The following is a 14,670-nucleotide window of genomic DNA, read 5'->3' as shown; positions in this document are numbered from 1 at the left end:
CGACACCCTCTGCTTTGAGGGCAGATTGTTTGGGTGTTATATGGTCAAGCCTCACGGGCAATTAGTATTGGTTAGCTCAACGCCTCACAGCGCTTACACACCCAACCTATCAACGTCGTAGTCTTCGACGGCCCTTTAGGGAGCTCAAGGCTCCAGTGAGATCTCATCTTGAGGCAAGTTTCCCGCTTAGATGCTTTCAGCGGTTATCTTTTCCGAACATAGCTACCCGGCAATGCCACTGGCGTGACAACCGGAACACCAGAGGTTCGTCCAACCCGGTCCTCTCGTACTAAGGTCAGCCCCTCTCAAATCTCAAACGTCCACGGCAGATAGGGACCGAACTGTCTCACGACGTTCTAAACCCAGCTCGCGTACCACTTTAAATGGCGAACAGCCATACCCTTGGGACCGGCTTCAGCCCCAGGATGTGATGAGCCGACATCGAGGTGCCAAACACCGCCGTCGATATGAACTCTTGGGCGGTATCAGCCTGTTATCCCCGGAGTACCTTTTATCCGTTGAGCGATGGCCCTTCCATACAGAACCACCGGATCACTAAGACCTACTTTCGTACCTGCTCGACGTGTCTGTCTCGCAGTCAAGCGCGCTTTTGCCTTTATACTCTACGACCGATTTCCGACCGGTCTGAGCGCACCTTCGTACTCCTCCGTTACTCTTTGGGAGGAGACCGCCCCAGTCAAACTACCCACCATACACTGTCCTCGATCCGGATAACGGACCAGAGTTAGAACCTCAAGGTTGCCAGGGTGGTATTTCAAGGATGGCTCCATGAGAACTGGCGTCCCCACTTCAAAGCCTCCCACCTATCCTACACAAGCAAGCTCAAAGTCCAGTGCAAAGCTATAGTAAAGGTTCACGGGGTCTTTCCGTCTAGCCGCGGATACACTGCATCTTCACAGCGATTTCAATTTCACTGAGTCTCGGGTGGAGACAGCGCCGCCATCGTTACGCCATTCGTGCAGGTCGGAACTTACCCGACAAGGAATTTCGCTACCTTAGGACCGTTATAGTTACGGCCGCCGTTTACCGGGGCTTCGATCAAGAGCTTCGCTTGCGCTAACCCCATCAATTAACCTTCCGGCACCGGGCAGGCGTCACACCCTATACGTCCACTTTCGTGTTTGCAGAGTGCTGTGTTTTTAATAAACAGTCGCAGCGGCCTGGTATCTTCGACCGGCATGGGCTTACGTAGTAAATACTTCACCCTCACCGGCGCACCTTCTCCCGAAGTTACGGTGCCATTTTGCCTAGTTCCTTCACCCGAGTTCTCTCAAGCGCCTTGGTATTCTCTACCTAACCACCTGTGTCGGTTTGGGGTACGGTTCCTAGTTACCTGAAGCTTAGAAGCTTTTCCTGGAAGCATGGCATCAACCACTTCGCATTCTAAAAGAACGCTCGTCATCAGTTCTCGGCCTTGATCTCCCGGATTTACCTAAGAAATCAGCCTACCACCTTAAACACGGACAACCAACGCCGTGCTGGCCTAGCCTTCTCCGTCCCTCCATCGCAGTAACTAGAAGTACGGGAATATTAACCCGTTTCCCATCGACTACGCATTTCTGCCTCGCCTTAGGGGCCGACTAACCCTGCGTCGATTAACGTTGCGCAGGAAACCTTGGTCTTTCGGCGTGCGAGTTTTTCACTCGCATTGTCGTTACTCATGTCAGCATTCGCACTTCTGATACCTCCAGCAAGCTTCTCAACTCACCTTCACAGGCTTACAGAACGCTCCTCTACCGCTCATCCAAAGGATGAACCCGTAGCTTCGGTGTATGGTTTGAGCCCCGTTACATCTTCCGCGCAGGCCGACTCGACTAGTGAGCTATTACGCTTTCTTTAAAGGATGGCTGCTTCTAAGCCAACCTCCTAGCTGTCTAAGCCTTCCCACATCGTTTCCCACTTAACCATAACTTTGGGACCTTAGCTGACGGTCTGGGTTGTTTCCCTTTTCACGACGGACGTTAGCACCCGCCGTGTGTCTCCCGTGCTGACACTTGCTGGTATTCGGAGTTTGCATCGGTTTGGTAAGTCGGGATGACCCCCTAGCCGAAACAGTGCTCTACCCCCAGCAGTGATACACGAGGCGCTACCTAAATAGCTTTCGAGGAGAACCAGCTATCTCCGAGCTTGATTAGCCTTTCACTCCGATCCACAGGTCATCCGCTAACTTTTCAACGGTAGTCGGTTCGGTCCTCCAGTCAGTGTTACCTAACCTTCAACCTGCCCATGGATAGATCGCCCGGTTTCGGGTCTATACCCAGCGACTAAAGCGCCCTATTAAGACTCGCTTTCGCTACGCCTCCCCTATTCGGTTAAGCTCGCCACTGAATATAAGTCGCTGACCCATTATACAAAAGGTACGCAGTCACCCAACAAAGTAGGCTCCCACTGCTTGTACGCATACGGTTTCAGGTTCTATTTCACTCCCCTCTCCGGGGTTCTTTTCGCCTTTCCCTCACGGTACTGGTTCACTATCGGTCAGTCAGTAGTATTTAGCCTTGGAGGATGGTCCCCCCATGTTCAGACAAGGTTTCTCGTGCCCCGTCCTACTCGATTTCATTGATAAGAGCGTTTCGTGTACGGGGCTATCACCCACTACGGCGGCACTTTCCAGAGCCTTCCACTACACTCAAATCAACTTAAGGGCTAGTCCCCGTTCGCTCGCCACTACTTAGGGAATCTCGGTTGATTTCTTTTCCTCAGGGTACTTAGATGTTTCAGTTCCCCTGGTTCGCCTCTTGCACCTATGGATTCAGTACAAGATACCCGGCTTATGCCGGGTGGGTTCCCCCATTCAGAGATCTCTGGATCACAGTCTGTTTGCCGACTCCCCAAAGCTTTTCGCAGGCTACCACGTCTTTCATCGCCTCTGACTGCCAAGGCATCCACCGTATGCGCTTCTTCACTTGACCATATAACCCCAAGCAATCTGGTTACTGTCTCAATCGTGAAGACGACATTCGCCGAAAATTTGCGTCTTGAGAACTACAAATTTTACCTTGACCAGATCAATTGCCAGTGAAAGCAATTAATCAGTCACTTCTATCACATATCCAAATTTTTAAAGAACGATATTCGTACCGGTCAAAAGACCAGAAATCAGCACTCAACAGGCCAAACCTGAAGCGCTCATTTCTGAACTCTTTCTCTTGCAACGTAACGCGTAGAGAGTGGTGGAGCCAAGCGGGATCGAACCGCTGACCTCCTGCGTGCAAGGCAGGCGCTCTCCCAGCTGAGCTATGGCCCCGTATTCTTCTGCACCAAGCAATTGGTAGGTCTGGGCAGATTTGAACTGCCGACCTCACCCTTATCAGGGGTGCGCTCTAACCAACTGAGCTACAGACCTATAACAGGGTCGCGTTACAGCATCGTCTTCGACTATGAATCAAGCAATTCGTGTGGATACTTATGAAGAAGCTGATGTCTTCGATTAAGGAGGTGATCCAGCCGCAGGTTCCCCTACGGCTACCTTGTTACGACTTCACCCCAGTCATGAATCACTCCGTGGTAACCGTCCCCCCGAAGGTTAGACTAGCTACTTCTGGAGCAACCCACTCCCATGGTGTGACGGGCGGTGTGTACAAGGCCCGGGAACGTATTCACCGTGACATTCTGATTCACGATTACTAGCGATTCCGACTTCACGCAGTCGAGTTGCAGACTGCGATCCGGACTACGATCGGTTTTATGGGATTAGCTCCACCTCGCGGCTTGGCAACCCTTTGTACCGACCATTGTAGCACGTGTGTAGCCCTGGCCGTAAGGGCCATGATGACTTGACGTCATCCCCACCTTCCTCCGGTTTGTCACCGGCAGTCTCCTTAGAGTGCCCACCATAACGTGCTGGTAACTAAGGACAAGGGTTGCGCTCGTTACGGGACTTAACCCAACATCTCACGACACGAGCTGACGACAGCCATGCAGCACCTGTGTCTGAGTTCCCGAAGGCACCAATCCATCTCTGGAAAGTTCTCAGCATGTCAAGGCCAGGTAAGGTTCTTCGCGTTGCTTCGAATTAAACCACATGCTCCACCGCTTGTGCGGGCCCCCGTCAATTCATTTGAGTTTTAACCTTGCGGCCGTACTCCCCAGGCGGTCAACTTAATGCGTTAGCTGCGCCACTAAAATCTCAAGGATTCCAACGGCTAGTTGACATCGTTTACGGCGTGGACTACCAGGGTATCTAATCCTGTTTGCTCCCCACGCTTTCGCACCTCAGTGTCAGTATCAGTCCAGGTAGTCGCCTTCGCCACTGGTGTTCCTTCCTATATCTACGCATTTCACCGCTACACAGGAAATTCCACTACCCTCTACCGTACTCTAGCTCGCCAGTTTTGGATGCAGTTCCCAGGTTGAGCCCGGGGCTTTCACATCCAACTTAACGAACCACCTACGCGCGCTTTACGCCCAGTAATTCCGATTAACGCTTGCACCCTTCGTATTACCGCGGCTGCTGGCACGAAGTTAGCCGGTGCTTATTCTGTCGGTAACGTCAAAATTGCAGAGTATTAATCTACAACCCTTCCTCCCAACTTAAAGTGCTTTACAATCCGAAGACCTTCTTCACACACGCGGCATGGCTGGATCAGGCTTTCGCCCATTGTCCAATATTCCCCACTGCTGCCTCCCGTAGGAGTCTGGACCGTGTCTCAGTTCCAGTGTGACTGATCATCCTCTCAGACCAGTTACGGATCGTCGCCTTGGTGAGCCATTACCTCACCAACTAGCTAATCCGACCTAGGCTCATCTAATGGCGCGAGGTCCGAAGATCCCCCGCTTTCTCCCGTAGGACGTATGCGGTATTAGCGTCCGTTTCCGAACGTTATCCCCCACCACTAGGCAGATTCCTAGGCATTACTCACCCGTCCGCCGCTCTCAAGAGAAGCAAGCTCCTCTCTACCGCTCGACTTGCATGTGTTAGGCCTGCCGCCAGCGTTCAATCTGAGCCATGATCAAACTCTTCAGTTCAATACTGCTTGGGTTTTGAGAAAACCCTAAACTTGGCTCAGCAATCGCAAATAAACTCTCGAATTCACGAGTGTTACTTGTGATGCTGATAATCACTTGACTATCAGTCTTACCTCACAAGCACCCACACGAATTGCTTGATTCAGTTGTTAAAGAACAGTTGGTTAAGTCTTTCGTCTCAACCGAGGCCGCGCATTCTACAGCAGCCTTTCTTTCTGTCAAGCTGTTTTTCGAAGAATTTTTTCTTTCTACTCAACAACTTGCGCCTTCGATCAGAACTTCTTCTCTCCAGCGGGAGGCGCATTCTACAGCGTTCAAAACCGCTGTCAACCACCTCTTTCAACCGCTTTCGATCCACTCGACCGAAGCATCAACAGGACCTGACCAGCACCCTGTCGACCGGTGCGCATTCTACACACCGCCTTCAGCTTTGCAACCCCTCTTTTAAACTTAACTTATTGATTAACAAGAAGTTTTTGAAGAGCTTCATCGCTGAAGTGGCGCGCATTCTACCGCCAGCAGAATGCGCGTCAAGCTTTAATTGCAGTTTTGTTACTTATAACGATTCCAGTGCCTCGCGCAGGCCACTACGGCGCTGCACCCGGCGCTGCACCGCCTGCTCGAAGATACCGGCGCGAGCCTCGATGAGACTGAACCATTGGCGCGCCCTTGTGATGCCGGTATACACCAGCTCCTTGGTCAGCACCGGATTGAGGCTATCCGGCAGGATCAGTGCGCAGTGGGCGAACTCGGAGCCCTGCGATTTGTGCACGGTCATGGCGAACACCGTCTCCACCGCGCTCAGGCGACTCGGCAGGATATGGCGCAGGGCGCCGCTGCCATCGTTGCGCGGGAATACCACCCGCAATACCTGGCGCACAGCTTCCCCCGGAACCTCAGGCGGCTCAGGCAAGCGCAGGGCAATGCCGATATCGCCATTCATCAATCCCAGGCTGTAGTCGTTGCGCGTCACCAGGACAGGCCGACCTTCATACCAGCCATGGGCTTGCTCGAGCAGACCGCGCCGTTCCAGGGCCTCAGCGATACGCTCGTTGAGTGCTTCCACGCCCCAGGCGCCCTTGCGTACGGCGCATAGCAAGCGGAACTGATCGAATGCCGCCAGAACCGTACCTGCCCAATCATCCCAGGCTTGCTCATTGGCATCAGGCGCCGGACGCAGTGCCTGCATCCGCTGCAGGTAATGGGCATATCCCTGCGGACACGACTCGCCACTGCCCTGCCCTTCTATTAGTAGTCGCTCCAGCGCACGATCCTGCTCACCCGACAGACGCAGCACATGCAGATCATCCGCACCGGCGGCCAGAGTCTCACGAGCGGCCTGGGCATCCCCCAGGTTCACCGCACGTGCCAGGCGGCCGATACCCGAACCGCCGCCGAAGCGGCGCGAGTGGCGCAGCATGACAATATGCTGCGCCAGCGCCTGATCACCCACGACCAGTGCCGAATCCTCCAGGCGTTCACCTGTCTGGCTCTCCAGCCGGGTACGCGTCGCCTCGCTGTAGCCACCGCTTTCCGCTTCTCGACAGAGATCCCCCAGCACTGCACCGGCCTCCACCGACGCGAGCTGATCCTTGTCGCCCAGCAAAATCAGACGCGCATGCGCCGGCAGTGCATCCAGCAGGCTGGCCATCATTTCCAGGTCGATCATCGACGCTTCATCGACCACCAGTACGTCCAGTGGTAACGGGTTGGCGCAATCGTGACGAAAATGACGGCTGCCCGGACGACTCCCGAGCAAGCGGTGCAGCGTCGTCACCAGCGTCGGAATCTGCTCTCGTACCGACTCGTCCATTGCCAGCGACTGCACTTGCGCACCAATGGATTCGGTCAGCCGCGCGGCAGCCTTGCCGGTGGGCGCCGCCAGACTCAGGCGCAGCGGCTCACCAGTAGCCATGGCCGCCTCCTGCAACAGCGCTAGCAGGCGCACCACCGTCGTCGTCTTGCCCGTGCCGGGCCCACCGGTGATCAGGGTGAAGCGCCCCTGGGCGGCCATGGCGCAGGCCAGCTTCTGCCAGTCGGTCAGGCGCTTGCCGTCCACTACCAGTGCATCGGGAAAGAGCGAGGCCAGGCGCTTGGCCAGATCTTTCGGCGCCTCCGCGCTCGCCTGCAGGCGCTGGGCGATATTGCCGGCCACCTGGCGCTCGTAGTTCCAGTAACGCCTCATATATAAGCAGGCACCACTCAGCACCAGCGGCGCCCCCTCGAACTCCAGCAGCGCACTGCCTGCACAGGCTGCCAACCAGGATTCCAGACTGAGCCCGGCCAGCACCTGCGATGGCAGGATCATCGCTTGCTGCGCATCCTCGCCTTCCGGCGGCAGGGACAGGGTGAAGTCCGGCTTGGCCAGGGTGGCCGCCAGGTCGAGGCAGACATGCCCCTGGCCCAACTGGTGGCTGGCCAGTGCAGCGCCGAGCAACAGCAGGGGCGAAGCGTCTGGATCCAGCTCGGCGAACAACTGCGCCAGCGACCGATCCAGCTCACGCAACCAGCCACGTTCGCTCCAGGCAGAGAGCAGGCAAAAGAGTTCTGCGCGATCACGCAGCGCCGGCGCCAGGGAAGCAGTCATGCCCTGCCCTCCTTGGCTTCGCCCATGAACAGCGCATCCAGCCGCTCGATCAGCTCACGCGGCGGACGCGCCAGGTAGGCGCCCTGCTGCGGCGCGCGCAGGAACAGATAGAGCGCGCCCCCCACATGCTGGTCATAGTCGTAATCCGGCAGGCGCAGACGCAGTTGCCGGTGCAACGCCAGCACGTAGAGCACGTATTGCAGGTCATAACGGTGGGTGGCGATGGCTGCCTCCATCGCTTCACGGGTGTAGGCGCTGTCGTCGCTGCCGAGCCAGTTGGACTTGTAATCGGCCACGTAGTAACGCCCCTGATGTTCGAATACCAAATCGATGAAACCCTTGAACATGCCATTGAGGGTGTCGGCACGCAGCGGCTGCCTGGCCACACCGGGTAACTCATACTGCTGTACCCACTGATCCAGCAGCCTGACGTCCACCCCACGCGCTTCGAACCAGAACTCCAGTTCGGGCTGATACTGCGTCAGTTGCGCCAGCACGACGCTATCCGCAGCGTCCAGAGGGAGCGGCTCAGACAGTAACGCCAGCAACCAGTCCTGCAACGGCTCGATCCAGCTTTGCAGACCGCGGCGCTGGCAGCGCCGGGCCAGCGCTTCGCGAAGTTTCGGTGGATCCTGCACAAGCGCCGCGAAGCCTTCCTGAGCCGCCATCTCCAGCAGACCATGGAGGAAGGTGCCGGGATTCGGCCCGCGCGGAAAACGATGCAGCCCTTGAGCCGATGCCGGCAGCGGTGCCATGGCCAACAACGGATCCTCATCGTCGATGGCGTTCTGCATCGCCGGACTGTCGGGTGCGGCGTCCTCGTGGCGGCTGAGCTGGCCGGGCGCGTCCTCGTCCAGGCGCAGAGCGCTGTAGGAGGCGATCCACCAGTGCTCGGCGGCGCGCCGTAGCGGCGTACGCCAGTGCGGCTCGAACCGCTCATTTTCGATCATGCGATAGCGCTGCTCGCTGGCGGCCGGCAGCGGCGCCACGGTGCTTTCCAGCCCGGCGGCAAAGGGCGCGAGCCAGCTGGCGAGTTCAGCACTGGCAGCCAGCGGCTCGCCGCCGCCAAGCAGATAACCCAGGGCCGACTCGTGCAGGCGCGACTTCTTGCCGTTACCGATCTTCAAGTCTGCCACGCCCAACCAGCAGGCATGACGGGCACGGGTCAAGGCTACATAAAGCAGGCGCAGATCTTCACCCAGTCGCTCACGCTCAGCGCGCGCCAGGCTGTCGTCATCGGCCTTGAGCACCAAGCGGCGGCGTTCGCCGTCGTGGATCTGCAGCGGTTTCTTGTCATCCACCGTGCGGAAGGCGCAGATGAATGGCAGGAATACCAGGGGATACTCCAGGCCCTTGGACTTGTGAATGGTCACCACGCGCACCAGCGCCTCGTCGCTCTCCAGGCGCAGCACCTGCTCGTCGGCCGCCTGGCCCTCACCGCTAAGCAACTCGCTCAGATGCCGAATCAGCGCCAGTTCACCGTCAAGCTCGGCGGCAGCCTGCTGCAGCAGCTCGGCCAGATGCAGCAGGTTGGTCAGCACCCGCTCGCCATCGTCACGCCCCATCAGCCGTTGTGGCAGTTCGAAGTCCTGCAGCAGTTGCCGCAGCATCGGCAGCACGCCCTGGCGCTGCCAGCGCTGACGGTAGTCGCGAAACTGCATGACGCGGCGCTCCCAAGTGCGCTCGTCGAGGTTGAGCTGCTCCAGCTCGCTCAGCGCCAGCCCCAGCGTCGCACTGGCCAGCGCCGCACGCAGCGGCCGGTCCTGATCCGGCTCGGCACAAGCACGCAGCCACAGCAGCAGGTCGCACGCCTCCTGGGCGGCGAACACCGAGTCCTTGTCTGAGAGATAAACGCTGCGTACACCGCGCGCGGCGAGCTCGCCGCGAATGGCCTGCGCCTCATTGAAGTCACGCACCAGCACTGCGATGTCGCTGGGACGCAGGGCACTGAGCGCGCCCGCCTTGCTGAAACCGGCCAGGCCGCGCTGGCCCAGATCCAGCAGACGCACGATTTCGCTGGCCGCACCGGCCGCCATGGCATCCAGATAGGCGCCCTTGGCAAGCGGTTCTTCGCTCGCCAGTTGCCACACCGTCAAGGCTGGCTGCGCCTGACCTTCGACACTCCAGCCTTCGCCCCGCCCCTGCGCACCCACCTCAATGAACGGCAGATCATCGCGCAGCAGGAACGCGCCCTCACCGCCGTCACGCTGTTCGGCCCGCAGGAAAACGCCATTGACGGCATCGACCATGGCCTGACTGGAACGAAAGTTCTTCTCCAGGTTGTAGTGCCGGCCGAACGTGGCCCGGCGCGCGCGTAGATAGGTGTGAATATCGGCGCCACGAAAGGAGTAGATGGCCTGTTTGGGGTCGCCGATCATGAACAAACCGCAGTCGGCGCGATTAGCCTCGACCTCGTAGAGCGTATCGAAGATGCGGTACTGCAGCGGGTCGGTATCCTGAAACTCGTCGATCATCGCCACCGGGAACTGGCGGCGAATCACCTCGGCCAAGCGTGGACCATTGCTGCCTTGCAGGGCGGCGTCCAGGCGCACGAGCATATCGTCGAAGCCCATTTCCGCGCGCTGGCGTTTCTCCCAGTCGAAGCGCTGACGAACCCAGGCCGCGGCCTGGCGCAAAGCGGCGTCAGCGGGGTCAGGCAAGGCATCGAGCTGCGCCTTGAGCGTAGCCATGGCCGCCAATGCCGGATGATCCGGTGGCGCGCCCTTCCAGGCTTCGGCCAGGCCGTCGGGGGTCAGGCGAGTGAACCCAGTGCCCAGGTCGAGACGCGACTCTTCGCTGGCGGCCCAATCACGTAACTTGGCCAGCCAGGGGTTGTAGAAGCGTGCCTGGATTTTCTTGCCGTCCACCTGCTTGGCCGCCACCGCTGCATCCAGCAACAGCTGCAGCTCATCGGCCCAGGCCAGCCAGGGCGACTTGAGTTCGGCAAGCGCTTGCTCGCGCTGCAGCAGCGAGCTGTCGAGCAGCTCAGCCAGCGACTGCGTCGGTACTTCCCCCTCCTCTCCCAGTAGAGGACGCAGCCTGACGCCAAGGCCGGCGGGGGTGCCCCAGACACTTGCCGCCCATTGCAGCGCGGCGCCCTGCAGCGGATAGCAGTGCTGTCGCCAGTAGTCGCGCACCACTTCGGCCAGCAGCTCGCTGTGATCGGTCTCCAGGGTCTGGCTGAACAGGCTGCCGCTGTCGAAGGCGTGCTCACGCAGCATGCGCTGACACCAGCCGTGGATGGTGGACACGGCAGCCTCGTCCATCCACTGCGCCGCCAGCTCGAGGCGGCGAGCGCACTCGTCCCAATGTGTCTGGGCGTAATCCGCGCGCAACTCACGCAGCAGGTCATCGCCCTGCGCGTCGCCACGAAACACAGTCGCCGCCTCGACCAGGCGCGCGCGAATGCGGTCGCGCAGTTCGCGGGTGGCCGCGTCGGTGAAGGTCACCACCAGAATCTGCGGCGGCAGCAAGGGCTCGTGGAACGCGGCGTCGCCGCCATGGCCGAGAATCAGCCGCAGGTAGAGCGCAGAAATGGTGAAGGTCTTGCCCGTACCGGCGCTGGCCTCGATCAGACGGCTGCCGTGCAGGGGAAAGGTCAGGGCCAAGGGGCGCTGTCGACTCATGCTGCGTCCTCCTCGAGCGCCTGCGGATGGCTCTCGAGCAACGGCTGGTAAAGCCGCTCGCTCCAGGCCGGGAACTGGCCGTCAGCAGTGAGCACGGTGTAGTCCGGGAACTCCCGGGCCAGGCTGGCGCTGCCCTGGACTTCACCGGTGAGGTTGTAGCTGCCTTCGTAGACACTGCGGGCCTTGTCCTCGTTGTTGTCCTGCAGCCAGGCCAACGAGGTTTTCACCGCGACCGGCAGCGGCGCCTGCATGCCGGCATTCCAAGCTTCCAGCCAGGCGCCAAGTACCTTGGACGCGTGCTCGGCTTGCAGAGGCTCGAACGCCAGACTGCGATCCTCGCCGACCAGCAAGGTGGTCAGCGGCGCACCGCAGGCCGCTGCGATGACGTGCAGCGCGTAGGGCCGCAGCAGGCGATGCCACTTCCAGCTTTTATCCTTGTGCAGCGCCCCCGGCAGCAGCTCCAGGCGCGCCAAACTGCCATCGGCCTTCTGCCGCAGCCCGGCGAGCCAGCCGTCGAGTTCAACACCGGCTGCGCTGAACAACAGGCGCAGCGGCGACTCCACCAGGTTCGGCCAGCACAGGCAGAGCCCCTGATAACGCTGCAATTGCGCCGGCAAAGGCTCCAGCAAGGCGTTGCGATACTGCTCGCCGAAACCGGCCAGCGGCAGCACACCGCTACGTTGCAGGCGATCAGCTGCCGCCCTCAGCGCATCTTCACTATCCCCCTCGCCTGCGACCGCCGCCTTGAGCAAGGTTTCCTGCAACTGATAGCGCTGCAAACCATCGAGGGCGAATGGCTCGCTGTCGAGCTGCGCCTGCTCTTGCTCATCGAGAAATACCTTGAGGCGGCGAGTGAAGAAACACTTCACCGGATCACGCAGGAAGGACTGCAACAGCTCAGGCGTGAGCTGCTGTCCGTCCTCCCAGGCCGGCAGCGGCACCGCGCTCTCGCCCACCGCGGCCTGGCCATACAGCGCGGCCCATTCGTGGGCATAACTGAACAGCTGCCCCTGCCCATCGAAGTAGCGGCGACTGAACGGCTGCAAGGGATGCTCGGTGGTCAAGCCGTGCAGCAGGTCGCCGCCACCGGCCAGCGTCCAGGCACTGGACAGATGGTCGCGCAACTGGCCGACCAGCACGGATGGCGGGCGCTCGCTGTTATCGCGAATGCTGCGCCCTACCCAGCTGATATAGAGACGATCGCGCGCTGCCAACAGCGCTTCCAGCAGCAGATAGCGATCATCCTCGCGGCGCGAACGGTCACCGGGGCGGTAATCACCGGCCATCAGATCGAAATCCAGCGGCGCCTGGCTGCGCGGGTAGTCGCCATCGTTCATGCCCAGCAGGCAAACCTGGCGAAACGGGATCGCGCGCATCGGCATCAGGGTGCAAAAATTCACTGCACCGGCGAGAAAGCGCTGACTCAGCCGCCCCTGATCAAGCCCGCCCAGCCAGGCTTCACGTACCACCGGCAGGGTCAGCGCCTCGTCCAGCGTCGCGGCCTCGCACAGCTCCAGCCAGCTCTCCAATGCATCGAACAACTGGGTGGCGAGCACCTCTTCACGATCGTTCTGCGCCAGGAAGAAGTCATCGAGCACGCCGCGCAAGCGTTCGCCCCACTGCGTCGGCGTGGCCGGCTCGCGCAGTTGCTGCAGATGCAGGTCGAGGGTTTCCAGCAGGCGCGTCACCGGGCCGATCAGCGCGGCATCCAGCCCGCCGATCTCATCATAGGGCTCGATACCGGCAAAGGCGTCGGCCGTACCCACGGCATAGCCCAGCAGCATGCGGCGCAGGCCGAAGCGCCAGGTGTTCTGTTCCAGGTTCTCGCCGAGGCCGAGCGACTGCCGCTGAGTCGCGTCCAGCCCCCAACGCACACCGGCACCCTCCAGCCAGCGGCGCAATGTCGGCAGCTGATCCTCGGCGATGGCGAAACGTTCGCGTAGTGCCGCGACATCCAGCAGATCGAGAATCTCGCTGACGCTGAAACGGCTCTCCGGCAGGCGCAGCAGGTGCTCCAGGGCGATGACCAGCGGCTCCTTGCCACGCAGCCCCTGGTCGGCCAGGGTGAAGGGAATGAAACGCGGGTCGTCGCTGGCGAACTGGCCGAACACCGCCTGGATATGCGGCGCATAGGCATTGACGTCGGGCACCATGACGATCACGTCGCGCGGCCTTAGCGTGGTGTCCTCGCTGAAGCTGGCCAGCAACTGGTCGTGCAGCACCTCCACCTCGCGCTGAGCGCTGTGGGCGACATGAAAGCGCAGCGAATGATCAGCCTCGGGATCGACCGGCGGCCAGGTATTGCGCGTTTCCGCCAGCGGGCGCAGGTCGAGGATGTCGTTCTGCAACTGGCCGAGCAGACAGCGCTCGCTGGCCGGGCTGAACAGGTCGATACGCTCGAACTGCTCGCGGTAGCGCTGCGGCTCGTCGTACTGATCCAGCAGGTTGATGTAGTCGCGCCCCTGTTTGCCCCAGGCGGCCAGCAGTGGCTGCCCGTGCTGATGCATGTCTTCCTGCTCGAACAGGCCGATCTGGGCGCTTGGTCTGCCCTTGCGCTGCTGACGGCGGTACTCGTGGCGCAGCAGGTCCTTGTCTTCGACGATATCGCCCCAGTGGTGCTGACAGGGGTTGTGCACATAGAGCATGACCTGGCTGAAACGCGCCATGGCCGCCAGCGCCTCCAGCACCTGGGCCGGCAGCGAGGAAATACCAAAAACGGTGATGCGCCGTGGCAGCCCGGGGGGCGGCGCATCCAGTTCGCCCATGCGGGCGACGAAGCGCGGATGCACACCGGCGCGGCTCTCGGCCAGATGCTGCTCGCCGACATCCGCCAGCAAGGCGCGCCACAGCGCCGGCTGCCAACGGGAATCAGCGTCCAGAATCCGCTCGCCACCGCGCGAGGTACGCAGACGGTCCTGCCCTGCGGCCCAATCGGCCAGCCAGTCGGCGCGATAGACCTGATACTGGTCGAACAGATCGGCCAGGCGCTCGGCCAATTGGTGACGCTTGCGCAGATCCTGGTCATCGGCGAGAAAACGCCGCAACGGAGCGAACGCCTCCTCGGCCAACAGCCCCGGCAACAGCCGCATCAGGCGCCAGGTCAGCGGTGCCTTGTCCAGCGGCGACTGCTGCGGGATCGCCTCCTTGCCCAGCACGTTGCGATACGCCTGCCAGAGAAAGCGCGCCGGCAGGTCGACGTCCAGCGCCGCAGCAATCCCGCAGCCGTCACGCTCGGCCAGCGCCAGCTTGAGCCACTGGGCGATGCCGTTGCTCTGCACCAGCAGCACTTCATTCTCCAGCGGCCGCAGCGGATAGCGCCGCATCCACTGCACCGCCAGCGCACGCAGCTCCTCGAGGTGGTTACCGTGAATGACGATAAGGCCGGGGGACAACTCCGGGCTGGCGGGCATCGACTGGCTCCTGTCGAAAATCGAAGCGCAAGTTTGCCAGCATTTGGCGACAAGGTGC

At 60.4% G+C, this 14,670-nt stretch carries 3 protein-coding genes, 2 tRNA genes and 2 rRNA genes; all 7 read right to left on the bottom strand.

The genetic code is table 11. The annotated features are described in order from the left end of the window. Window positions 1-40: 40 nt before the first annotated feature. Window positions 41-2,933 (bottom strand): 23S ribosomal RNA (locus PCLY_RS05485). A 259-nt stretch (window positions 2,934-3,192) separates the two neighbouring features. Further along, window positions 3,193-3,268: transfer RNA gene (locus PCLY_RS05480), tRNA-Ala, on the bottom strand. A 22-nt stretch (window positions 3,269-3,290) separates the two neighbouring features. Then, window positions 3,291-3,367 (bottom strand) — tRNA-Ile (locus PCLY_RS05475). 85 nt (window positions 3,368-3,452) lie between these two features. Further along, a 16S ribosomal RNA gene (locus PCLY_RS05470) occupies window positions 3,453-4,989 on the bottom strand. Together the 16S and 23S rRNA genes with 2 tRNA genes alongside form the textbook arrangement of a ribosomal RNA operon. Before the next feature lie 556 nt (window positions 4,990-5,545). After that, window positions 5,546-7,576, bottom strand: coding sequence for an exodeoxyribonuclease V subunit alpha (gene recD / locus PCLY_RS05465; RefSeq protein WP_061238280.1), 2,031 nt, complete (start codon window positions 7,574-7,576; stop codon window positions 5,546-5,548). Further along, window positions 7,573-11,202 carry an exodeoxyribonuclease V subunit beta gene (gene recB / locus PCLY_RS05460; RefSeq protein WP_061238279.1) on the bottom strand — a complete coding sequence of 1,210 codons (3,630 nt, stop codon included), beginning with the start codon at window positions 11,200-11,202 and terminating at the stop codon, window positions 7,573-7,575. Before recB ends, recD begins: the two co-directional genes overlap by 4 nt. Beyond that, entirely contained in the window at window positions 11,199-14,612 is a 3,414-nt protein-coding gene (gene recC, locus PCLY_RS05455) for an exodeoxyribonuclease V subunit gamma (protein WP_061238278.1), read from the bottom strand. The genes recB and recC overlap by 4 nt, the downstream gene beginning before the upstream one ends. Between the last annotated feature and the right edge of the window lie 58 nt (window positions 14,613-14,670).

This window comes from Ectopseudomonas composti (genome assembly GCF_001567565.1).
GTDB classification, from domain to species: domain Bacteria; phylum Pseudomonadota; class Gammaproteobacteria; order Pseudomonadales; family Pseudomonadaceae; genus Aquipseudomonas; species Aquipseudomonas composti_A.
This window is presented reverse-complemented; position numbering and strand designations above follow the sequence as displayed.

What these genes read in the sequence shown, in the direction of transcription:
- recD (WP_061238280.1), bottom strand. Translation starts at nt 7,576, where the DNA reads ATGACTGCTTCCCTGGCGCCGGCGCTGCGTGATCGCGCAGAACTCTTT.
- recB (WP_061238279.1), bottom strand. Translation starts at nt 11,202, where the DNA reads ATGAGTCGACAGCGCCCCTTGGCCCTGACCTTTCCCCTGCACGGCAGC.
- recC (WP_061238278.1), bottom strand. Translation starts at nt 14,612, where the DNA reads ATGCCCGCCAGCCCGGAGTTGTCCCCCGGCCTTATCGTCATTCACGGT.